20 protein-coding genes, 5 tRNA genes and 1 riboswitch are annotated in these 22014 nt (G+C 45.3%); of the genes, 12 read left to right on the top strand and 13 right to left on the bottom strand.

The window, feature by feature from the left end; translation table 11 throughout:
- Positions 1 to 135 precede the first annotated feature (135 nt).
- The 7 genes from VXP95_RS04630 to tpiA all read right to left on the bottom strand — a co-directional run bounded on the left by VXP95_RS04630 (position 136) and on the right by tpiA (position 2003).
- Positions 136 to 212: transfer RNA gene (locus tag VXP95_RS04630), tRNA-Met, on the bottom strand.
- Positions 213 to 300: 88 nt separating this feature from the next.
- Positions 301 to 377 (bottom strand) — tRNA-Met (locus tag VXP95_RS04625).
- 66 nt (positions 378 to 443) lie between these two features.
- Positions 444 to 520: transfer RNA gene (locus VXP95_RS04620), tRNA-Met, on the bottom strand.
- 80 nt (positions 521 to 600) lie between these two features.
- A tRNA-Met gene (locus VXP95_RS04615) sits at positions 601 to 677 on the bottom strand.
- 53 nt (positions 678 to 730) lie between these two features.
- Positions 731 to 815, bottom strand: a tRNA-Leu gene (locus VXP95_RS04610).
- Positions 816 to 868: 53 nt separating this feature from the next.
- Positions 869 to 1198 carry a preprotein translocase subunit SecG gene (secG, locus tag VXP95_RS04605; protein ID WP_064094630.1) on the bottom strand — a complete coding sequence of 110 codons (330 nt, stop codon included), beginning with the start codon at positions 1196 to 1198 and terminating at the stop codon, positions 869 to 871.
- A 13-nt stretch (positions 1199 to 1211) separates the two neighbouring features.
- Positions 1212 to 2003 (bottom strand): triose-phosphate isomerase, encoded by a 792-nt coding sequence (tpiA, locus tag VXP95_RS04600; protein WP_416681618.1) that lies wholly within the window; start codon positions 2001 to 2003, stop codon positions 1212 to 1214.
- A 277-nt stretch (positions 2004 to 2280) separates the two neighbouring features.
- Between tpiA and pilB the strand changes: the two genes are divergently transcribed.
- From pilB to coaE, 4 genes are read left to right on the top strand one after another with little or no spacing between them, the layout of a single operon-like run.
- Positions 2281 to 3990, top strand: a complete 1710-nt coding sequence (pilB, locus tag VXP95_RS04595; protein ID WP_416711555.1) for a type IV-A pilus assembly ATPase PilB — start codon at positions 2281 to 2283, stop codon at positions 3988 to 3990.
- Positions 3991 to 4021: 31 nt separating this feature from the next.
- Positions 4022 to 5251 (top strand): type II secretion system F family protein, encoded by a 1230-nt coding sequence (locus VXP95_RS04590; protein WP_416711554.1) that lies wholly within the window; start codon positions 4022 to 4024, stop codon positions 5249 to 5251.
- On the top strand, positions 5251 to 6111 hold the full coding sequence (locus VXP95_RS04585) for a prepilin peptidase (protein ID WP_416711553.1): 861 nt from the start codon (positions 5251 to 5253) through the stop codon (positions 6109 to 6111). The genes VXP95_RS04590 and VXP95_RS04585 overlap by 1 nt, the downstream gene beginning before the upstream one ends.
- Before the next feature lies 1 nt (position 6112).
- Positions 6113 to 6712: a dephospho-CoA kinase gene (gene coaE / locus VXP95_RS04580; RefSeq protein WP_191730922.1), complete on the top strand. Its 600-nt coding sequence runs from the start codon at positions 6113 to 6115 to the stop codon at positions 6710 to 6712.
- Positions 6713 to 6733: 21 nt separating this feature from the next.
- On the opposite strand, the gene VXP95_RS04575 is transcribed toward coaE, so the two are convergent.
- From VXP95_RS04575 to VXP95_RS04565, 3 genes are all read right to left on the bottom strand, one after another.
- Complete coding sequence (locus tag VXP95_RS04575; RefSeq protein ID WP_413772523.1) at positions 6734 to 7657, bottom strand: DMT family transporter; 924 nt, start codon at positions 7655 to 7657, stop codon at positions 6734 to 6736.
- 6 nt (positions 7658 to 7663) lie between these two features.
- Positions 7664 to 8413, bottom strand: coding sequence for a 23S rRNA (guanosine(2251)-2'-O)-methyltransferase RlmB (rlmB, locus tag VXP95_RS04570; protein WP_005101440.1), 750 nt, complete (start codon positions 8411 to 8413; stop codon positions 7664 to 7666).
- 134 nt (positions 8414 to 8547) lie between these two features.
- A complete protein-coding gene (locus tag VXP95_RS04565) occupies positions 8548 to 8871 on the bottom strand; it encodes a pyrimidine/purine nucleoside phosphorylase (RefSeq protein WP_004281089.1) in 324 nt (107 codons plus the stop codon).
- Between the two features lie 441 nt (positions 8872 to 9312).
- On the opposite strand from VXP95_RS04565, the gene recN reads away from it, so the two are divergent.
- From recN to ruvX, 3 genes are all read left to right on the top strand, one after another.
- Positions 9313 to 10974: a DNA repair protein RecN gene (recN, locus tag VXP95_RS04560; protein WP_416706299.1), complete on the top strand. Its 1662-nt coding sequence runs from the start codon at positions 9313 to 9315 to the stop codon at positions 10972 to 10974.
- A 114-nt stretch (positions 10975 to 11088) separates the two neighbouring features.
- On the top strand, positions 11089 to 11643 hold the full coding sequence (locus tag VXP95_RS04555) for a YqgE/AlgH family protein (protein ID WP_064094638.1): 555 nt from the start codon (positions 11089 to 11091) through the stop codon (positions 11641 to 11643).
- Entirely contained in the window at positions 11636 to 12079 is a 444-nt protein-coding gene (gene ruvX / locus VXP95_RS04550) for a Holliday junction resolvase RuvX (RefSeq protein WP_064094639.1), read from the top strand. The genes VXP95_RS04555 and ruvX overlap by 8 nt, the downstream gene beginning before the upstream one ends.
- A gap of 60 nt (positions 12080 to 12139) precedes the next feature.
- On the opposite strand, the gene VXP95_RS04545 is transcribed toward ruvX, so the two are convergent.
- Entirely contained in the window at positions 12140 to 12760 is a 621-nt protein-coding gene (locus VXP95_RS04545) for an alpha-ketoglutarate-dependent dioxygenase AlkB family protein (protein WP_416681631.1), read from the bottom strand.
- A gap of 159 nt (positions 12761 to 12919) precedes the next feature.
- Here VXP95_RS04545 and VXP95_RS04540 point away from each other — a divergent pair, with 159 nt between their 5' ends.
- Positions 12920 to 14722 (top strand): ABC transporter ATP-binding protein, encoded by a 1803-nt coding sequence (locus VXP95_RS04540; protein WP_416711551.1) that lies wholly within the window; start codon positions 12920 to 12922, stop codon positions 14720 to 14722.
- A gap of 61 nt (positions 14723 to 14783) precedes the next feature.
- Here the strand turns inward: VXP95_RS04540 and phoU are convergent, their stop codons facing one another.
- Complete coding sequence (gene phoU, locus VXP95_RS04535) at positions 14784 to 15503, bottom strand: phosphate signaling complex protein PhoU (protein WP_064094642.1); 720 nt, start codon at positions 15501 to 15503, stop codon at positions 14784 to 14786.
- Positions 15504 to 15595: 92 nt separating this feature from the next.
- Positions 15596 to 16942 carry a TolC family outer membrane protein gene (locus VXP95_RS04530; protein ID WP_064102359.1) on the bottom strand — a complete coding sequence of 449 codons (1347 nt, stop codon included), beginning with the start codon at positions 16940 to 16942 and terminating at the stop codon, positions 15596 to 15598.
- A gap of 289 nt (positions 16943 to 17231) precedes the next feature.
- Here VXP95_RS04530 and VXP95_RS04525 point away from each other — a divergent pair, with 289 nt between their 5' ends.
- From VXP95_RS04525 to cpdA, 4 genes are all read left to right on the top strand, one after another.
- A complete protein-coding gene (locus VXP95_RS04525) occupies positions 17232 to 18263 on the top strand; it encodes a hypothetical protein (RefSeq protein WP_416681639.1) in 1032 nt (343 codons plus the stop codon).
- Between the two features lie 106 nt (positions 18264 to 18369).
- Positions 18370 to 18502: riboswitch (TPP riboswitch) on the top strand.
- Between the two features lie 88 nt (positions 18503 to 18590).
- Positions 18591 to 20486, top strand: a complete 1896-nt coding sequence (thiC, locus tag VXP95_RS04520; protein WP_416711549.1) for a phosphomethylpyrimidine synthase ThiC — start codon at positions 18591 to 18593, stop codon at positions 20484 to 20486.
- Positions 20487 to 20566: 80 nt separating this feature from the next.
- Positions 20567 to 21202: an NUDIX domain-containing protein gene (locus VXP95_RS04515; RefSeq protein ID WP_416681644.1), complete on the top strand. Its 636-nt coding sequence runs from the start codon at positions 20567 to 20569 to the stop codon at positions 21200 to 21202.
- A complete protein-coding gene (cpdA, locus tag VXP95_RS04510) occupies positions 21199 to 22011 on the top strand; it encodes a 3',5'-cyclic-AMP phosphodiesterase (RefSeq protein WP_416711547.1) in 813 nt (270 codons plus the stop codon). Before VXP95_RS04515 ends, cpdA begins: the two co-directional genes overlap by 4 nt.
- Positions 22012 to 22014 lie beyond the last annotated feature (3 nt).

Genomic DNA, 22014 nt, shown 5'->3' with positions numbered 1-22014 from the left:
ATCAAATAATGTCGACACTACACGATAGCCAATAAAAAAGGGCGTAAATCGCCCCAATTACTGCACAGTTTAAGACTTTTTTCAAATCCCACTGTGCAAAAAGGCCCACCTTGTTGTGAGCCTCTTTTAGAAACTTGGTAGCGGGAGCTGGATTTGAACCAACGACCTTCGGGTTATGAGCCCGACGAGCTACCAGACTGCTCCATCCCGCATCAACGTGCAAAAATTATATACAAAAAATGAGATCTTTTCAATCAAAACCGCATCATTCTGTATATTTGTGATCTGTCGCTGAAAAAATGGTAGCGGGAGCTGGATTTGAACCAACGACCTTCGGGTTATGAGCCCGACGAGCTACCAGACTGCTCCATCCCGCATCAGCGTACAAAAAACTTTCAGCTTAATATTCCAAGCTGCTTTTAAAGTTTGCATCTTTAAAAGATTGGTAGCGGGAGCTGGATTTGAACCAACGACCTTCGGGTTATGAGCCCGACGAGCTACCAGACTGCTCCATCCCGCAACAACATGCAAATTATATTTCTCAGCTTAATACTGGTTTAAGCTGCCTCTTAAAAGTTTGCGTCTTTAAAAAGGATTGATTGGTAGCGGGAGCTGGATTTGAACCAACGACCTTCGGGTTATGAGCCCGACGAGCTACCAGACTGCTCCATCCCGCATCAATAGAAGTTTTTCAGCTGCATACACCAACTTAAATTTCTGGATTATAAGTTGGTGCGGAAGGGGGGACTTGAACCCCCACGCCCGAAAGCACTACCACCTCAAGGTAGCGTGTCTACCAATTCCACCACCACCGCAGCTGTGACGCATTCTAGTCGCATCACTCAAAAAAAGAAAGGACTAATTAAAACTATTCGGCCGTTTTTGGTGCAGTTGGTGAAGTTTCAACCGGTTGTACCGGCGCAGTCGGTGCGGACTGGACTGATGACAAACTATACGCATTTGTTGTTTGCTTCTTGGCAAGAACCGCCAAAGTCAGACTGGTTACGAAAAACAGCGCAGTAAAAATCGCAGTCAAGCGGGTCATGAAATTACCCGAACCTGATGCTCCGAATACTGTTGCTGCACCGCCGCCGCCGAAAGAGGCACCAGCATCTGCACCTTTACCATGCTGAACCAAAATCAAGACAATCATCAAAACAGCTAAGATAATATGTACTACCAGCACAAAAGTTTGCATGCCGAACTCCTAATTATTGTGTATTTGCAAATGCCTGAGCAATTTTATGGAATGACTCAGCATTGAGTGATGCACCACCGACCAATGCCCCGTTGATATCCGGGCAGGCTGCTAACTCTACTGCATTTTCCGGCTTGACACTACCACCATATAAAATCGCCATAGTCTCGCCATAGCCCGTAATCTGGCTTAAACCTTGACGGATTTGTGCATGCATGGCTTGCGCATCTTCAGGAGAAGCAGTTTTACCGGTTCCAATTGCCCAGATCGGTTCATAGGCAATCACGACATTTTTCCACTGATCAGCATCCACTACAGCAGCAATATCACAAATCTGCTGCAATACGACCGCTTCCGCCTGCCCTGCTTCACGTTGTTCCAGACTTTCACCTACACAATAAATTACCGTCAAACCAGCACTTAAAGCATGCTTGATTTTAGCATTTAAAATGTCAGTATTTTCAGCAAATATTTCCCGGCGCTCAGAATGACCTACCAGTACATACTGGATTTGGCTGTCTGCGAGTAATTCAGCACTAACTTCACCGGTGTAGGCGCCCATTCCTGAAATACGTGAAACATCTTGCGCTACAGTGTAAATAGGACGAGAAGCGGATGACAGTTCTGCCTGAATCTGGCTTAACGCAATAGCCATCGGCGCCACACCCAGATGACATTTACCCTCAGAGATTGGTGCTGTTTCCAGTAAACTCTTAAGACCACGCACCAAGCTCAATGCCTCTGCCTGCACCGGATTCATTTTCCAGTTACCTATCACCCAAGGGGTAATCGTCGAAACCGACATAATTAACCTATTTCATTTACATATTTTCAATTGGGCACATTCTACACGGAATTGGAAAATTAAAAGAATAGTTTTCTTATCACTCATTCTCGGTTTAGACTATCCTAAATGGTTATTTTTTGTTATCACTTAAAAAAATAGGGACTTCTTCTAACCAGTTCATAGTTTTACTGGATATGAGGAAGGTGGCAGCACTCTTTGCTATGGCATTTTTACGTAACAAACGTATAATTTTAATATAGTAATTAAAAAAATTTGATGAGTAGGCATTTATAGCATGACAGCTTTACAGGGGTCGCCGAGATTTACCGGATTTATTCGTCGTTTGGTCGAGGAAGGCGTAATCTCGGCTGAAGATATGCGCAGTGCTTTGGCGCATGCCAAGCAGGAAAAAATAGATATTGTGGCCGAGCTGATTAACCAGCAACAGCTTTCTCCCACCGTCATTGCCGAAACGATTTCAGTCGAATTCGGAGAACCGCTATTTGATATCAGTGTTTATGACCCTGCTCAAATCCTGCGGGATATCATTGACGAGAAGCTGATTACCAAGCATCGCATCCTGCCAATTTTTAAAAATTCCAGTATTTTATATATTGCCATCAGTAACCCGACCAATATTGAAGCAATTGATGCGGTCCGTTTTTCCACCAAACTCAACATTGAAACCATTATTGTTGAACACAATAAACTTGAAAAACTGATCGAGCAGAATTTTACCGAAGAAAGCACTTTTGAATTCGATGAAGACTTTGATCTGAATGTTGATGTCGAATCTGCTGATCCGAATAAAGAAGAGGATGACAGTAACAAGGGTGAAGAAGCCCCGATTGTCAAATATATTAATAAATTGCTGATTGATGCGATCCGTATGGGGGCTTCAGATCTACACTTTGAACCTTATGAAAAAATCTATCGGGTACGTTACCGGGTCGATGGCGTTCTACGTCAGATTGCAACCCCGCCCTTACAGCTCGCAAACCGCTTGTCTTCACGTCTTAAGGTTATGTCGCAAATGGACATTTCAGAAAAACGGGTACCGCAAGATGGCCGAATCAAACTAAAATTATCCAAAAACAAAGCCATTGATTTCCGTGTCAACTCTCTCCCTACCCTGTTTGGCGAGAAGCTGGTACTGCGTATTCTGGATCCATCCAGCGCGATGCTGGGGATTGATGCTCTGGGCTATGAACCGGAACAAAAAGAACTGTTTATGCAGGCGCTGGACAAACCGCAAGGGATGCTGCTGATCACCGGCCCGACGGGTTCCGGTAAAACAGTTTCTCTTTACACCGGTCTGAATATTTTAAACCGTGAAGATACCAATATTTCGACAGCGGAAGATCCGGTCGAGATTAACCTGCAAGGGATTAATCAGGTCAATGTCAATAATAAAGTCGGCCTGACCTTCTCTGCTGCACTAAAGTCCTTCTTACGTCAAGACCCGGATATCGTAATGGTCGGTGAGATCCGAGATCTGGAAACTGCAGAGATTGCGATTAAAGCGGCGCAGACCGGTCATATGGTGATGTCGACACTGCATACCAATAGTGCACCTGAGACTTTGACCCGTTTACGCAATATGGGGGTGCCTTCTTTCAATATTGCCACTTCAGTCAACCTGGTTATTGCACAACGGTTGGCGCGTCGGTTGTGTTCACAATGTAAAAAATCTGCCGATATTCCGAAACAAAGCTTACTGGAGATGGGTTTTACCGAAACCGACTTGCAGCAACCTGAGTTCCAAATTTATGAACCGGTGGGCTGCAATGAATGTCGCGAAGGCTATAAGGGTCGTGTGGGTATTTATGAAGTTATGAAAGTAACACCCGAAATTTCCAGAATTATTATGGAGGACGGCAATGCACTTGAAATTGCCGATGCTTCCGCACGTGCAGGTTTTAACAATTTACGCCGGTCAGGTTTAGTCAAGGTGATGCAGGGGGTGACTTCTTTACAGGAAGTCAATCGTGTCACCAGCGAATGATCGGGCGCTGATCTAAAATAAGGATAAAGGTATGGCAGCAGTAAAGAAAGGCCAGATGATGCCGATCTTCAGCTATGAAGGAATTGATCGTAAAGGGGCAAAGATCAAGGGGGAATTGCCAGCAAAAAATATGGCTCTGGCCAAGGTCACCCTTCGGAAACAAGGCATCAGCATAAAAACCATTCGGGAAAAGAAAAAAAATATCCTTGAAGGCTTGATGAAGAAAAAAGTCTCGACACTGGATATTACAATTTTTACCCGACAGTTGGCGACCATGATGAAAGCCGGAGTACCGCTGGTACAAGGCTTTGAAATTGTTGCAGAAGGTCTGGAAAACCCATCCATGCGTGAAGTTGTACTGGGAATTAAAGGGGAAGTCGAAGGGGGTAACACTTTCGCTGGAGCACTGCGTAAATACCCACAATACTTCGATAAATTATTCTGTTCGCTAGTGGAATCAGGCGAGCAGTCGGGTGCTCTTGAAACCATGCTTGATCGTGTTGCGATTTACAAAGAAAAAAGTGAATTACTCAAGCAAAAAATCAAAAAGGCCATGAAATATCCAGCTACAGTTGTTGTGGTCGCCCTGATTGTTACCATTATTCTGATGGTCAAAGTGGTCCCGGTTTTCCAGGATTTATTCTCTTCATTTGGCGCAGACTTGCCCGCTTTTACCAAGATGGTGGTCAATATGTCGGACTGGATGCAAAAATATTGGTTCCTGCTGATTATTGCCATTGGAGCCATCATTACTGCTTTTCTTGAAGCCAAAAAACGTAGCAAGAAATTTCGCGATTTTCTGGATAAAGCAGCGCTTAAGGCACCGATTTTTGGTGATCTGGTATATAAAGCGATTATTGCCCGTTATAGTCGTACTTTGGCCACCACTTTTGCAGCTGGTGTGCCCTTGATTGATGCACTGGAATCTACTGCGGGCGCAACCAATAACGTCGTATATGAAGATGCTGTGATGAAAATTCGTGAAGATGTTGCCACAGGCCAACAGCTGCAGTTTGCTATGCGGGTCACCAACAAGTTTCCTTCCATGGCCATCCAAATGGTCGCAATTGGTGAAGAGTCAGGTGCGCTAGATGCCATGCTGGACAAAGTAGCTACGCATTATGAAAATGAAGTCGACAATGCAGTGGACGGCTTAACTTCGATGATGGAGCCGTTAATTATGGCTGTTCTCGGTGTGCTTGTCGGTGGTCTAGTGATTGCCATGTACCTTCCAATTTTCCAAATGGGTTCTGTGGTTTAATGCAAGATCTTATTCAATATTTTATTCAAAACCCAACGGCGTTGTATATCGCAGTTGGGCTTTTTAGTTTATGTATCGGCAGCTTTCTAAATGTAGTGATTTACCGCACGCCCAAGATGATGGAACAGGAATGGCGTACCGATTGCCAGATGTTTTTGCATCCAGAACAGCCGGTGATTGATGAAGCGAAATTAAGTTTAAGCAAACCCGCTTCGACTTGCCCTAAATGTTATCAGCCAATCCGCTGGTACCAGAATATCCCAGTTATCAGCTGGCTGGTCCTGCGCGGAAAATGTAGCAACTGCCAGAATCCTATCAGCATCCGTTATCCTTTGGTTGAAATGCTGACGGCAGTTTGTGCACTGCTTGTCGTAGCAGTATTTGGCCCTACCCTACAAATGCTGTTTGGTCTGATCCTGACTTATGTACTGATTGCGCTAACCTTTATTGATTTTGACACCCAGCTATTACCTGACCGTTATACCCTGCCCTTGGCTGCACTAGGTCTGGGGTTAAATAGTTATGCACTCTATACCTCCCCAAGCTCTGCCATCTGGGGCTATATCATTGGTTTTCTGTGTCTATGGATAGTGTATTACCTGTTTAAAATCATCACCGGTAAAGAAGGCATGGGTTATGGCGATTTTAAATTACTAGCGGCTTTGGGTGCCTGGATGGGTCCATTATTACTGCCTTTAATTGTGTTGCTGTCTTCCCTAGTAGGTGCGATTATCGGTATCATTCTGCTAAAAGTCCGCAAGGAAAATCAGCCTTTTGCTTTTGGTCCCTATATTGCGATTGCCGGCTGGATTGCTTTTCTTTGGGGTGAACAAATTATGAAAGTGTATTTAGGTCAATAAATTGAAATTTGTACTCGGTTTAACCGGTGGGATTGGCAGTGGCAAGTCTGCTGCCAGTCAGTGGTTTGAAGCACAAGGGATCACGGTAGTCGATGCCGATGTGGTAGCACGTGAAGTGGTTGAAATCGGGCAGCCTGCACTTACCCAGATTCAGCAGGCTTTTGGCGATTGGGTACTGCTTGCCGATGGCTCACTGAATCGGCGTGCCTTGCGTGAATATATCTTCCAGTCTCCTGAAGCACGCAAGACCCTGGAAAGTATTACCCATCCAGCAATTCGCACTTCCATTATCCAGCAACTACATGCTGCGCAAAGTCCCTATGCCATTCTGGTTTCACCACTACTATTTGAGACCAATCAGCACGAACTCACCCAGCATACCTTGCTGATTGATGCCACCATCGAACTGCAAATTGAGCGAGCCTCACAACGTGATGGCCAGAATATCGAACAAATTCGCAATATCATTGCCGCACAAATGTCCCGCGAACAAAAGCAGACCATGGCCGATGATATTGTCCTAAATGATGGTCATCTGGATCATCTCTATGCTCATCTCAGACCATTACATCAAAAATATTTAAACATGGCAGCCAGCTGAAGCATAAAAAAAGCAGTCTGATTAAGACTGCTTTTTTTGTTCTGCCAATTTTCGGCTCAGACTGTCCTGATGCTGTAACCAGCGCCACGGCTGTAAGGCCCCAACTGCCATACCCATCAGGCCACAGACCATGGCCAGACTTAAAGTTTCATTTAATAAAGGTACAGCCAGAATTGCCGCAATAAAAGGTGCAAGATTGGTAATACTGCCTGCCTTAAATGCACCAAGACGCTTGATGGCTTCTACATAGCTTAAAGTGGCAATAATCACCACAAATATGCCGTGAAAAATGGTCTGAAACAGTAAATGCTTGGGTTCAGGCACACTCAAATTTTTCGGTAAAAATAGCAGATAAATCGGCACATATATCACTGCCGACCAGATCGCGACCCCACACATTGCCTGCCATGCAGTTAGCTGATATTTACGCAATAAAACGGTAAAAATCGCCCAAAGTATGGCACTGATAAAAAACAGCCCGTCCCCTGCCCCAAAGGCCACACCAGTTTCCCGATACATCAGCATACTCATGAGGCATAGTACTACGATCATAATGATCAGGCTGGCCCAGGTATGTTTATCAAAAGCCTGCCCCATCAGAAAAAAAGCCATAATCGCGGTACAGATCGGAATACAGCCATTCAAGAAAATTGCAGCATGGGCGGTAGGTGCGTAGTGAAAAGCACTATAGGCAAACAGGCAATAAATCACCCCGCCAATCATCGCTAAAATAAAAGGCTCTTTTTTCAGTAAAAAAGCGGCCTCTTTACGATAAAGCAAGATCGGCATCAGAATCAGGAATGCCAGAGAAAAACGCAAGGCCACGATATCCCAGGCACTGATCTGCCAAAGCGCATTCAGGCGGGCCGTTAAGGTAAAACCGCCCCAGATGCACATGGTAACAACTAAAAAAACATAGCCTTGCGTACGGTCTGACAATGTCATCATCAATTAAAGGTTACGCTGACGGCAGGCTTCATACAGCGCCATACCTGTAGCCACACTGACATTCAGACTTTGCAGATTGCCTGCCATCGGAATATACACGGTCTGATCACATTGGCTTTGCGTGATTGGACGCAGGCCAGTATCTTCCGCACCCATCACCACACAGACGCCGGTACCGGTGAAATCAAAATTCTGGATCGGTAGTGCTTTTTCATCCAGCATGGTACCGACCACACGAACATTAAAATCTTCTTTGATTTGACCCAAAGTACGCGCCAGATTGGTCACCTGAATGAATTTGACTTTGTCCGCACCACCTGCAGCCACTTTACGTGCTGTCGGAGTTAGGGTGGCTGAACGATCACGTGGCGCAATCACTGCCTCAACGCCCATTGCAGCGGCCGTACGGATACAGGCACCGAGATTATGCGGATCGGTAATATGATCAAGAGCCAATAACAACGCTTGAGGATTTGCGCTCAACAGTGATTCAAGATCTTTTTCATTCAGTGTCGGATGTGCACGTACCGCAGCGACCACGCCTTGGTGAAACGGCTGGCCGGCCAATTTTTCCAGTTTGTCACGGCTGGCTTGCTGCACACTGATTCCAAACGGTTCAGCCAGTTCCAGTACACGCTTTAAACGCTGATCATCGCGTCCTTTGAGAGTGAATAATGTCAAGACACGTTCAGGCTCAAGCTCTAACAATGACTCCACTGAATGTACGCCATAAAAATATTCAGGTTTTGCCATGAACGACCTCTAGATTAGTTATATACAAAAGAAAAATCCCGTAAAGCTGACTTCACAGGATTTCTGTAGCTGATTAGTTTAACCGATTCGCACTGAAATTTCTTGCCCGGTTTACACTGATCTTGAATCTGGACTTAACCTTCAAAATGGCAGACATAGTCCAGCACATCATCGGTTTCGATTTTAAAACGGCTATTGCCCGGTACATAGAAAGACTGACCGGCACGGAACAGCTCACTTTCTTCGCTATCGCCAATCTGAACACGGCATTCACCTGAAACAATTTCCATGCGCTCAGGAACATGTGTTTCAAAGGTCAAGGCATTTTCTGATGGCAGAATGACACCCAACGTTTTCTTGGTCCCGTCTTCAAATTGTACAATGTGACTAATACACAACCCGCCGAAATATACATTAGATTTTTTAAGTACCGATACATGATCAAACTGAGCTGACATGCGATTTCTCCAGATAAAGCATTTTGTAATATTTTGATTGCTGTAGTTTAAATGTGCACCCTCAACTAATCAATCGAAGTTTATCGACGTCGATAAAATATTCTGTATCGCTGAATCCCTTTTAGTTGCAGCATGTTTTGGCCTGTATTTTGCTGGCATATCGGCTTCAGTTTCGACTTAACCACCTTCTGCTGAAATAATTTTATTTCAACTATTAGCTTAGAGAACATTGATGGCAAAAATATGAAAATCAGCAATGAATTAACATACTTCTGAGTCAGCTTGTTGCGAAAATACAGTGAAATAAGCATATATGAATCTTTAAAATTTAAGATAGAATGAAATTGATTCGTCCTGATTTATAATAATCCCAGCCATGTTGCGACCCCCAATCCGACATCAGGCTATTTCAATCAAACTTTTCGCAGCCCGGATGCGTTTATGCTGACACATTTAACTCTGATCAATTTTGCTTTAGCTGAGCATCTTGCTATTGATATTGATAAAGGTTTTAACGTTTTAACCGGTGAAACCGGTGTAGGTAAATCCCTGTTACTAGATGCATTGTCTGCCTGTCTGGGTGAGCGAACCGATACCAATTATGTGCGTTATGGTACGGAAAAGGCAGATGTCACCGCCAGCTTCAGCTACCAAGAGCACAGTCCTGAAGCAGCCTGGTTGAAAGAGCATGAACTGGATGATGAATCAGGTGAAATTCATTTGCGTCGGGTAATTTTTGCTACCGGCCGCAGCAAGGCCTGGATCAATGGACGTCCGAGCAGCCTGTCAGAGTTGAAAGAAATTGGGCGTCTGCTGGTTCAACTTTATAGCCAGCATAGCCAGCAGCAACTTCTGGAACCACCTTATCCAAAACACTGGCTGGATCGCTATAGCAATTTTTATGCACCAGCTCAGGAAGTGCGGGACGCTTATAGCACCTGGCAGAAAAATATTCGTCAGCATCAGGCAGCGCTAGATGCACAAGCGAACCGTAAGCAGCGCATGGAAACCTTGGAACTGCAGCTAGAAGAACTGGAAGAAATTGTTCAGACGGATTATCAGGAGATTGAACAGGAATTTGACCGGCTTTCCCATCATGAAGCGATCATGCAGGACTGTGTCTATAGCCTGAATAGTCTGGATGAAGGCGAACAGAATATTTCCCAAGAACTGGCTTCCATTCTACGTCGCATGGAATCACATGCCGGTCGTAGCGAACAGCTTTCCCAGATTCATACTTCTTTACTAAATGCCCAGAGTGAACTCGAAGATGCAACGGCAACATTACGCCAGTTTATGGATCGGCAGAGTTTTGATCCGGAACGTATGGAAGAACTGAATTCAACGCTGGAAATTTTTCATCGTTTGGCGCGCAAATATCGCACCCAGCCGGAATTACTAAAAGAAGAATATGAGGCCTGGCAGCTTGAACTTGAACAGCTACAGCAACTGGAAGATCCGGAAACCTTGGCTGAGCAGGTCGAAGTCTCTTATCAGGAGTTCCTGCACAAAGCCCAGCATCTAGACCAGATCCGTCGTGATGCGGCTAAGCCACTCGCTAAAAAACTGACTGAACAGGTTAAACAGCTGGCGCTACCTGAAGCGCATTTTGAGTTTAAATTTGAGCCTCTGGAGCATCCGTCCAGTGAAGGTCTGAGCTTTATACAGCTGCTTTTCACGGCCAATAAAGGCATTCCGGCTCAGCCGCTGGCTCGCGTTGCATCAGGCGGTGAATTGTCGCGTATTGCGCTGGTGATGCAAGTCATGAATGCGGAAAAAACCGAAGCCGAAGTTCTGGTCTTTGACGAAATTGATGTCGGGATCAGTGGCGGTACTGCAGAAATTGTCGGACGTTTACTGGCCGGTCTGGGCCAGCATGTACAGATTTTGTGTATCACCCATCAGGCACAGGTGGCAGCACAGTCTGATCATCATTTGCTGGTGAAAAAACAGCAGACCGATCCTGCCAGCAGCACCATTATCAATCTTGAAGAAAATAATATTATTCAGGAACTTGCAAGAATGACAGGGGGTATGGAAATTAGTGAAACGACTTTACAGCATGCCCGTCAGTTACGTCAGTTGAAATTTCAGCAGGCTTAAAACTTTACAATCCGGACAAATAAAATTTGGTGAATCCAAAAAGCTCGAGTAACGTAGCAATTAGGATCATTGGATTTCTCTGCGAAGAAATTAATTTTAAGGAGAACTGCTCAGGTGACCAAACAGTTTCTGACACATCGTTGTCTGATTGCACCGCCGCATGCGAATAATGATTTTTTTGCCCGGACGGTCATTTATCTCGCGCGTCATGATGAAGATGGTGCTCAAGGCATCATTATCAATCGACCTGCCGGCATTCAAATTAAAGAATTGCTGAATGATCTTGATATTGAGGCAGACAACGTCAATCCGCATGAAGTATTGCAAGGTGGCCCTTTACGTCCCGAGGCCGGCTTTGTCTTGCATACTGGCCAGCCAACCTGGCATTCCTCCATTGCAGTCGGAGAGAATGTCTGCATCACGACATCCAAAGATATTCTGGATGCGATTGCACATAACGAAGGGGTCGGTCGCTATCAGATTGCCCTTGGTTATGCCAGCTGGGGCAAGCATCAACTGGAAGAAGAAATTGCCCGTGGTGACTGGCTGATATGCGATTCCGATATGGATCTGATTTTTAACTTACCTTATAACGACCGTTGGGATGCTGCCTATAAAAAAATGGGCGTAGACCGCAACTGGTTATCTTCCGAGATTGGACATGCCTGATGTAAACGCGCCACAAACGATTATGGCGTTTGATTTTGGTACACAAAAAATGGGAATGGCTGTCGGTCAATCCCTGATTGCAAGTACCAATCCCTTAGCTTTATTTCCCATGAAAGATGGGATCCCCAACTGGGATGAACTGCTTAAAATCGTAAAAAGCCATCAACCGGGCTTATTTCTGGTGGGTTTGCCACTGAACATGGATGATAGTGAATCTGAACTGTCGACACGGGCGAGAAAATTTGCCCGTCGTTTACGTCATCAGACCAATATTGAAACCTGGATGGTGGATGAACGTTTGACCACCCGTGAAGCACGCGATGAACTAGATCATTATCAGGCGCAAGGTCGTGGCAAAAAAATGTCTGCGGACAGTATTGCAGCTGCCCTATTGATTGAAAGCTGGTATCGACATCCTGCCGGAATCACACCTTAATTTACTTTGAAAGTTTAAAAAAAGTATCCTTTGGGGTACTTTTTTATGTCTGAATGCCGCCTAAGGATAAAAATAACGAAAAGTCAGATTAATTCTAGGTTGCAGCACTTTAGTGGTTTTACGGATACAGTGCTTCCAGTATTGCTGGGTCTGTCCACGCATTACAATCAATTGACCACTCTGCAACAGCAGATCGACTGTTGCCTGCTCGGTTTTATGTTTAAAGCTCATCTTGCGGGTGGCCCCCAGACTGAGCGAGGCAATAACATTTTCCCGGGATGTTCCCACATATAACGCAGCTTCATCATCACTGTGCCAGCCCAGACCTTGCGAACCATCTTCATATAAATTGGCCAGACAGGAATTAAACGAATGACCGACCAGCTTTTCAATATGCTGTTTTAAACGGAACAGACCCGGTGTCCAGATCTGAGCCTGCTTGAAACTTCCAGAATAGTGATACTGATAGTGTTCATCGCCATACCACACCACTTTGCGTCCCGTAATATAATGCTTGCCAAATAAATTCACTTCGTCCGGCTGCCAGACCAGATGAGCCAAAAAATGCTGTAGATATTGCTGGCTCTGCTTTTCATCCAAAATCTGGCCATAATCCTCCACGATCCCATCAAAGGGTAATAAATTGGCTTGAGCTTCAGGCGCGAAAAGATCCAAAGTCATTTTAACAGATGACCTAAAAGTACGATATTTGCTAAAAATCTTGGGACTTAAGCTGAAAAATTACAATTCGGTTTCACAAATAAATACAACATTTGCTCTTGTCGCCATTTTTATTCCTGCCTAGACTGAGTTCAACTTTGACAATAAAAATAATTACTTATGAACTTATGGCAGCTGTTTTTAAAACTTCGTCCCTTTGTACGTCCTTATCGGCTGCTGGTAATTGCCACCCTGATTTTAACCCTGATCGGCTCCTTTACTGCACAGGTCAATGCGCTGACCCTGCAATACGCTGTCGACAGCATCAATGCCCTGCTGGAAAAGGGCCAAGGACTGGAGCAAGGCTGGCATATTCTGATCACGATTTCGGCGATTTTGCTCGGCAAAGAAATTATCAATGCCTTTGTTCAGTTCGGGCAGAAGTTCTATGGAGAGAAACTGCGGATTTTTGTGTCTCAGGATCTGGCTCAAGGCATCATTGAAAAGTTTTTAAAATACCGGCTGGCTTTTTTTAATCAGGACAATAATCAGGCCGGAAAACTACAAACCCGGATTGACCGTGGCATCAGCTCCCTCACCCGGCTGGTACAGATTTTCTTTATTGATATTTTACCGTTGTTTACCAGTGCAATTGTGGCATTGGGCCTGATGTATTACGCCAATGTTTATGTGGGTCTGGTGGCCACTGCCATTGTCCCGATCTATTTCTGGCTGACCTACAAACAGGCGCAGAAACTGGGGGGCTGGCGTCGTAGTCTGCGAGATGGCCGGGAGAAAAAGAGTCAGGGCATTCTCAGCATCATCAATTCGATTACGGTCATTAAATCTTTTAACCGGGAATCGATTGAATCGGAAAAGCAGCTGAGCTTACAGCGTGAGCTGACCGATAACCAGATGAAAACCCGGCAGACCAGTTTCCTATTTGATGGCCTAAAAACCTTTATTGAACAGATCGGTATAGTCCTGATTATTATTCTGACTTCCTATTTTGTACTGGATGGACAGATGAGTATCGGCATGATCATGTACCATGTACTGCTCTTTAATAACGTCTCTGCACCGATTCGCTCTCTGCACCGGATTTATGATGAAGTAAATGATGCCATGATCTATTCAGAGAGCTTTTTCAAGATTCTGGAAGCCGATGATGAAATTGAACCAAGTGGCCAGCAAACACCACCCGTAAAAGGCCGGTTTGAGCTGTGTGGGGTGAATTTTTATTATCCAAATGGCTATCATGCCCTGAAAGATATCAATATGGAAATCCGGCCCAATACGATTACAGCATTGGTAGGCTTATCTGGTGCCGGAAAATCAACCTTGATCAGCCTGCTGGATAAATTTTATGAACCGCAGCAGGGCCAGATCAAACTGGATGGGATCGACTTAAAAGATTATGACACTCAATATCTGCGTGATCATATTGGATTGGTATTACAGAAAAACCATATTTTCCAGGGCACGATTTTTGACAATATCCGTTATGGCAAAACCAATGCCAGCAGGGAGGAAGTCATCGCTGCGGCCAAAAAAGCCTCGATTCACGAACAGATTTTGCAGTTGCCGGATGGCTATGATTCCGATGCTCTGCAACTTTCTGGCGGACAGCAACAGCGGATCGCCATTGCGCGGATGTTCCTGAAAAACCCGCCCATTATTTTTCTGGATGAACCGACCGCGAGTCTGGATGCGATTGCAACAGAACAGATCAAACAGAGTCTGGACCAGATCAAGCAAGGTCGTACCGTGATCATCATTTCACATAGCCTGTCGCAAATCATTGATGCGGACTATACCTATGTCATGAAAGAAGGTTGTATTGCCGAACACGGTGAACATGATGCACTTTATCATCAGGATGGCGTGTATAAGGAAATTTTTGATGCGATGGCCAAAAGTCTGAATATTGAAAAAATTGCCAAGACTTTTGAAGATGATGCAGAAGAAGAAACCCATAGCTAGCTTTTCTATCCTCATCAAAAAAACCTCCAGTACGGAGGTTTTTTATTTGAATTGGGGAGATTTAACGCTGCACTCTCTGTTCAATTTCTTCAACGCTGGTATGGCGCACATCAAAACCTTTGACCATATAAATGACCTGTTCCGAAATATTCCGGGCATGATCACCAATTCTTTCTAGCGAACGCAGTACCCATAAGACATTGATGACACGAGTGATATGCCGCGGGTCTTCAATCATATAAGTCATGAGCGTACGTGTCGCCGACTGATATTCACGGTCAATATCTGCATCTGCCAACATGACTTTCAGCGCCTGATCTACATCCAGACGCGCAAAAGCATCCAGTGCATCATGAATCATCACCCGCACCTGGTTGCCGATATGCCGGGTTTCCATATAACCGCGCGGTGAACCCCCTTCTTCACACAAGCTTTGTGCAATCCGGCCTATTTTTGAAGCTTCATCTCCGATCCGCTCCAGATCGGTATTGGCTTTCGACATGGCAATTACCATGCGCAGGTCAATCGCAGCAGGATGACGGCGCGCCAGAATCAGGGTCAGCGCTTCATCGATTTCACGCTCCATCTGATTTACGACATTGTCCTGGAACTGCACGTCTATTGCCATTGAAACATCTGTATCCAATAAGGCATGAATGGCGTTGGCTACCTGCTGTTCTACCAGTCCGCCCATTGTCATAAATTTGGTATTGACGTCCTGCAATTCATCATTAAATTGCGAAGAAATGTGATGAGTTAATACAGGATTATTTGGACACAAGGAAAGCTACTCCTGAACGGCAGAGAAAAAATGATCAATAATAAATCATATTAAAGCATATCTATGATGAAAGTTTGATGACAATCGTGATGCTATAGAGGCTGCGATGGATCATATTCAATCAGCCAGGCATTCAGCGCTGCCAGTTCCTTTTCAGTCAACTGCCCGACCGAGGCCTGCAATTGCAGGACATGTAGCAGATAATCATATTTGGCATTCAGATAATCGGTCTTGGCAGAAAAGGCATTGCGCTGGGCCAGCAACACATCAACCATGGTCTTTAACCCTTCGTCATATTGTGCTCTGGATGCCCGCGAGACAACTTCCGATGATTCCATCGCAGCTTGACGTGCATTCAGCTTGGCCTGATCGGTTTCTACCTGCATGAAGGACTGCTTTACATCAGCATTGGCTTTACGGATCGCAGCCTCCAGCTGGGCTTCACTTTTTTGTACATTTATGCCTGCCTGACGAATACTTTTTTGCGTGCGTCCCCCGGTATATAGATTCCAGTTCACTTCAACGCCAATCTGGTCAAAATCGCCGTTGCTGGACATAATCGTTTCCGGTGACTGTTTGAGATAGCCATAGGTGCCTACGGCTTCGACCTGAGGATATAACGCAGCCTGTTCGACGCGTTTGGCATCTTCAGAATATCGTCTTTGCAGACGTGCCTGCAGAATTTCCAGATTCTGATTTTGCGCCAAATCTATCCAGAACTGCATATTACTCGGAACCGGTTTCTGGAACTGAAAGTCGTTGCGTAATACTGCCAGATTTTCCCGATAAGGCCCAATTAACCGAGCCAGCTGCTCTTGAGCCAGAACCAGCTGGACCTGAGTTGAAATCCGGTTGGCTTGGGCACTTTGATACTGGGCATTGGCCTCACTCACATCACTACGGGCTACCAGACCTTCTTTCAGTTTGGCATTCATCATTCGTAGCTGTTCAGATAAAGCCTGTTCTTCCTGCAAATATGCTGTGGTCAAAGACTGCTGCCGTAAGACATTAAAATAAGCTTCAGCCACCTGTAAAATATGCTGCTGTTTTTGCAGCTGTAAATTTACTTCACTCAGTTCGACCGAGGTTTTGACCTGTTTATAGCCTTGCCAGGCATCCCAGCGGAATAAAGGCTGGCGTGCAGTGAGTGCGAGCTGACGAGTCGTGGTGCTGGAAGTCACCAAGCTGGAAAATTGGGGATCGGCAGGCGCATCCGTGGACTGGTTTTTACGGGTCACATTTCCTGAAAGGGTAATGGTCGGCAGCAAGTTGCCGCTAGCAACCCCCAGATTGAGCTGATCTGCCTGATACTGCAATACATTCGCCTGCCAGGTTGGATCATTTTGCTGGGCACGTGCATAGGCTTCTTGCAAATCCAAAGCAAAAACCGACGGGCTGCTCATCAATAAACTAGCCACGACAACGAGTTTTAGTTTCATTTTATAGTATTAATCCCCAACCGCGATTCAAAGCAAAAAATTGCTGGCGCTTTAAGCCAAATTATACTAAAGATATCTTTTGAATTTTTACGTATGATTTTTATTAATTTTTTAATATAAAGATCAATTTTTATCCATCATTCATTCAATTTCTGCCCAGCCCTATCGGCAATGTAACAAAGCAATTCACAATACTAAACATAGTATTTTAATTTGATCTATACAATATCTTCCTACAAGGCCGTTATTTTCTGAATTCACCTATACAGAGTCCTGAAGCATAGTGTTAATGCCATTCAAGTCGATATTCAAAGCCTGTTTAGTTATTGGTGGTGTGCTGTTTCTAGGAGGTTGCCAACAGCCCTCTGACCCACAGATCCAGATTGAACAGACTGAAGCCAAACAAAAGCAAAGTCCAGTCAATGACTTTAGCCTCATGTGCCAGAATATTGAAAAAAATATGTCCCAGATTAATGACCAGCGCACCACGTTCGCATTGGAACAGATTAATCAGGATCTTAAAGTGTGCCTGCCGTTGATGGATCTGGCGGAGCAAAAGCACCTGATGCTGCGTTCTACCGAAATGTATCAGCGCTTTTTAAAGGTAGACCGTACCGAGTTCCAGCAACGTGCTTTCGAGCAGTATGCACTGGAAATGGCACAGCATCCGACCATTCAGCAAGCTCATTTTCAACAGCTTACTCCACGGGACCAGTATCTGTTAAAGCATAAAAATCAGGCTTATGTAGAACTGCTGGACTTAGGCAATGGCAATTTGCAATATCGCCGTAGTCCGGAATATCTGGCCCGTATTTTTGCTCCGTATCTACCGGCTGCCGAAAAAGCCTTTATTGAAAATCTGGCAGAACAGAATAAGGACCCGGTACTGGTTGAAAAACGCCTGCAGATTGAAGCACCTGAAATTGCAGCTCGTAGTCTTTTCTGGGAAGACTATCTCAAGACTTATCCCAACAGCAGCTATAAACGCGATGCCGAATATCTGCTCAAGCAATATACCTATTTCCTGTTTAGAGGTACCGAACAGTCACCAGTTTCGGAAGACTATCGCGACCGTTATGCTGTGGATACCAGCCACCTGGAAACGATCATCGGGCTGGCAAACGGCCAGAAATCGAAGCTGTCTACACAGGCACGTCTATTCTTAGAGTTTCTGGACATGAATCCGGAACAGCGTCAGCAAGCCTTGCCTGCAGACTATAGAAACCGTTCAGCAACAGAACAGATTCTGTACTATGCCCAGATCAGTCCGCCCTCACAAAAATACGATAAAGACTGTTTTACCGATGCCATCTGCATCTAGTTCATCAGTGATAGATTCAGTTCATTTGACAAGGTCTGAATCACTCCTTGCTTAAAGTTGAGAGATTTAAACCTGTTTATTCTACCTAAACTGAGCTAAGCTTTAGCCTCGCTTGACGGAGCGCGAGTAAATCCTCGCTGAGATCATGTGATTCCTTTTATTGTTATCAGGAATTGAGCATGAGTACCGTTGAACCTGATCAGGTTAATACCTGCGTAGGAATCAAGCCAGCTAAAAACCCAGCCCTTGCTTTATCTGTTCAGGATAAATCTGCCTACGTTTTTGGTCGTGCTTGATTCGTTGATGTCATTCATAAGGATCATAGCCATGAACCAGTTAACGAATCTTTCTTCTGAAACTACCCTCTCCGCTCATGAACAGGAAGCCCAGGATCTAACGCGGATTCTGCCCGCTTCACGTAAAGTCTATCTGCAAGGTTCCCGTCCTGATATTCAGGTGCCCATGCGGGAAATTTCCTTAAGTGAAACCCCGACCAGTCTGGGTGGCGAACATAATCCGCCCTTAATGGTGTATGACACCTCTGGTGTGTATACCGATCCCAATGTGACGATTGACCTGAACAAAGGTCTGCCGAATGTTCGTGAAAACTGGATTGAACAGCGCAATGATAGCGAAATTCTGGATCAGCTCAGTTCTGAATTTGGCCGCCGGCGTTTACGCGATATCCGTACCGCCGCAATCCGTTTCGCGCATATCCAGAAACCACGCAAAGCCAAACGTGGCTGTAACATCACCCAGATGCATTATGCCAGGCAAGGCATCATCACACCGGAAATGGAATACATCGCCATTCGTGAAAACCTGCGTCAACTCGATGGTGTCGATATGCGCCAGCATCCGGGCCAGAATTTTGGTGCGCAGAATTTACGTGAAATCACCCCGGAATTTGTGCGTCAGGAAGTCGCTGCAGGACGTGCAATTATTCCGGCCAATATCAATCATCTGGAACTGGAACCGATGATCATCGGGCGTAATTTTCTGGTGAAAATCAATGCCAATATTGGTAATTCTGCACTCGGTTCAAGTATCGAAGAAGAAGTCTCGAAAATGACCTGGGCGACACGCTGGGGTGCAGATACCATTATGGACCTCTCGACCGGCCAGAATATTCATGAAACCCGGGAATGGATTATCCGCAACTCTCCTGTACCAATTGGAACCGTACCGATCTATCAGGCCCTGGAAAAAGTCAACGGGGTGGCCGAAGACCTGACCTGGGAGATCTTTAAAGACACCCTGATTGAACAGGCTGAACAAGGTGTGGATTATTTCACCATTCATGCTGGCGTGCTTTTAAGATATGTACCGCTGACTGCCAACCGTTTGACCGGTATCGTCTCGCGTGGCGGTTCGATCATGGCGCAGTGGTGTCTGGCACATCATCAGGAAAATTTCCTGTATACCCATTTCGATGAAATTTGCGAAATCATGAAAGCCTATGATGTGTCTTTCAGTCTTGGCGATGGTTTGCGTCCCGGCTGTGTGCAGGATGCCAATGACGAAGCACAGTTTGCAGAACTTCGAACCTTGGGTGAACTGACCCATCGTGCCTGGGAGCATGATGTACAGGTGATGATTGAAGGTCCGGGCCATGTCCCGATGCATATGATCAAGGAAAATATGGACCTGCAACTGGAGGTCTGTAAAGAAGCTCCATTTTATACCTTGGGACCACTCACCACCGATATCGCACCGGGTTATGACCATATTACTTCGGCAATAGGAGCCGCGATGATTGGCTGGTATGGTACCGCGATGCTGTGTTATGTCACCCCTAAGGAGCATTTAGGTTTACCCAATAAAAAGGATGTCAAAGACGGCATTATTACCTACAAGATTGCCGCGCATGCAGCCGATCTGGCCAAAGGTCATCCGGGTGCGCAAGCTCGGGACAACGCCCTGTCCAAGGCCCGTTTTGAATTCCGCTGGGAAGACCAGTTCAACTTGAGTCTGGATCCGGACACAGCACGCAGCATGCACGATGAAACCATGCCGAAAGCCGCACATAAATCGGCACATTTCTGCTCCATGTGCGGACCGAAGTTCTGTTCAATGAAGATTAGCCAAAATGTTCGGGATTATGTCAGTCAACAGGCTACTCCTGATCAGCAGGCCACCTCTCAGGCCGAAATAGAAGCAGGTATGGACCAGATGAAAGCCAGCTTCCATAATTCCGGCCAAAATTTATATCACAAACTTTAAAACTTTAAAAAAAACAGTTGTCTTCAAAAAAAACTCAGATAGGATGAAAATAAATCAATTTCTTCATTCTATCTGAGCATATGAATATTATTAAACAGGCCTCTTATAATAAAAAAGACTTTCACATAGAGGCACGTGAGTTCTTGTACCGGGGATTTATCCAGGTGGAAAAAGTCAGCCTGAAACATCGTTTATTTAATCAGGAAACATCGACTCCTGTTTTGCAACGCGAGCTGATTCACCGGCCAGAAGCCGCAGGGGTGCTGATGTATAATCACCAACAGCAGAAATTCGGCCTGATTGAACAGTTCCGGATTGGTGGACTGGACGATGTTGACTCTCCATGGCAACTCGAAGTAATTGCTGGTGTTCTGGATGGAGACGAAGCACCTGAAACGTGTATCCGCCGTGAGGCACTCGAAGAATCAGGCTGTACACTGGATGAGTTACAGCATATTTTCAGCTTCTATCCTTCAGCAGGTGCCTGTTCCGAGCTGTTCCATTTATATGTGGCCCAGACCGAATTGCCTGAACAGGGCGGTATTTTTGGCATGCCGGATGAAGGGGAAAATATCCAGCTGCATATTCTGGATTATGCCGATATTCCCGTCTTGCTCACCAATGGCCGCTTAAAAAATGCACCTGTCATTATGGCCTTGCAATGGTTGCAGCAAGATATTCATACTGCAGGAATCTGTCTAAGGGGAAAGACATGAGTTTCAAGCAGTCGAGCATCAACATACAGCCAGATTGGACCATTATCCAGATTTCTGATACTCATCTGATGGATCGGGAAGGACTGGAATTTGCCCGGATGAATCCCGAGCAGAGTTTTCATGAAGTGATGCAGCATATTCAGCAGCGCTTTCCCCAAATGGATGCACTGATTCATACTGGTGATCTGGCACAGGTTCCGGTCGAAAGCACTTATCAGCGATATCTGGAATATATCCGGTCTTTAAACGTACCGTATTACCAGATTCCGGGCAATCATGATGACACGCGGGTCTTCCCTTTTTACCAGAACACCAATCAGGCCCATGCAATTCATTTTGGTACCTGGACCATGATCCTGTTAAATAGTGCCGTTCAAGGCAAGGTCGATGGCTGGGTGGAACAGGACCAGCTCGACCAATTAGATCAATTATTGCTTGAATTCAAGCATCAGCATGTCATCGTTGCTTGCCATCATCATCCTTTTGCGATGAAATCGCACTGGATTGATCAGCACCGGCTCAAAAATGCTGAAGATTTGAAAGATGTACTGGCTCGACATCAGAATATCAAACTGGTTCTGTTTGGTCATGTGCATCAGGATTCCTGCAACGAATGGCACGGTATCTACTTTTTATCCACGCCATCGACCAGTGTGCAGTTCAAACCTGAGAGTGAAGATTTTGCGCTGGATCAGGCGGCACCGGGCTATCGTGTATTACATTTGCAACAAAATGGCGAGTTTGATACTTATATAGAACGGGTGGCACTGAGCCAGCAAAATATTAATACCGAAATTTCAGGTTATTAACTT

Origin of the sequence: Acinetobacter sp. 226 (genome assembly GCF_048147925.1) — a bacterium.
GTDB classification, from domain to species: Bacteria; Pseudomonadota; Gammaproteobacteria; order Pseudomonadales; family Moraxellaceae; genus Acinetobacter; species Acinetobacter pecorum.
The sequence above is the reverse complement of the archived record's forward strand: the minus strand, read 5'-3'. Positions and strand labels throughout refer to the sequence as shown.

Bases quoted from the DNA above. Each gene is read 5' to 3' on its own strand.
- VXP95_RS04540 (WP_416711551.1), top strand. From the start codon at position 12,920: ATGAACTTATGGCAGCTGTTTTTAAAACTTCGTCCCTTTGTACGTCCT.
- rlmB (WP_005101440.1), bottom strand. From the start codon at position 8,413: ATGGCAAAACCTGAATATTTTTATGGCGTACATTCAGTGGAGTCATTG.
- tpiA (WP_416681618.1), bottom strand. From the start codon at position 2,003: ATGTCGGTTTCGACGATTACCCCTTGGGTGATAGGTAACTGGAAAATG.
- VXP95_RS04585 (WP_416711553.1), top strand. From the start codon at position 5,251: ATGCAAGATCTTATTCAATATTTTATTCAAAACCCAACGGCGTTGTAT.
- secG (WP_064094630.1), bottom strand. From the start codon at position 1,198: ATGCAAACTTTTGTGCTGGTAGTACATATTATCTTAGCTGTTTTGATG.
- pilB (WP_416711555.1), top strand. From the start codon at position 2,281: ATGACAGCTTTACAGGGGTCGCCGAGATTTACCGGATTTATTCGTCGT.
- VXP95_RS04530 (WP_064102359.1), bottom strand. From the start codon at position 16,942: ATGAAACTAAAACTCGTTGTCGTGGCTAGTTTATTGATGAGCAGCCCG.
- thiC (WP_416711549.1), top strand. From the start codon at position 18,591: ATGAACCAGTTAACGAATCTTTCTTCTGAAACTACCCTCTCCGCTCAT.
- VXP95_RS04525 (WP_416681639.1), top strand. From the start codon at position 17,232: ATGCCATTCAAGTCGATATTCAAAGCCTGTTTAGTTATTGGTGGTGTG.
- VXP95_RS04590 (WP_416711554.1), top strand. From the start codon at position 4,022: ATGGCAGCAGTAAAGAAAGGCCAGATGATGCCGATCTTCAGCTATGAA.
- VXP95_RS04545 (WP_416681631.1), bottom strand. From the start codon at position 12,760: ATGACTTTGGATCTTTTCGCGCCTGAAGCTCAAGCCAATTTATTACCC.
- cpdA (WP_416711547.1), top strand. From the start codon at position 21,199: ATGAGTTTCAAGCAGTCGAGCATCAACATACAGCCAGATTGGACCATT.
- ruvX (WP_064094639.1), top strand. From the start codon at position 11,636: ATGCCTGATGTAAACGCGCCACAAACGATTATGGCGTTTGATTTTGGT.
- VXP95_RS04565 (WP_004281089.1), bottom strand. From the start codon at position 8,871: ATGTCAGCTCAGTTTGATCATGTATCGGTACTTAAAAAATCTAATGTA.
- VXP95_RS04575 (WP_413772523.1), bottom strand. From the start codon at position 7,657: ATGACATTGTCAGACCGTACGCAAGGCTATGTTTTTTTAGTTGTTACC.
- recN (WP_416706299.1), top strand. From the start codon at position 9,313: ATGCTGACACATTTAACTCTGATCAATTTTGCTTTAGCTGAGCATCTT.
- VXP95_RS04515 (WP_416681644.1), top strand. From the start codon at position 20,567: ATGAATATTATTAAACAGGCCTCTTATAATAAAAAAGACTTTCACATA.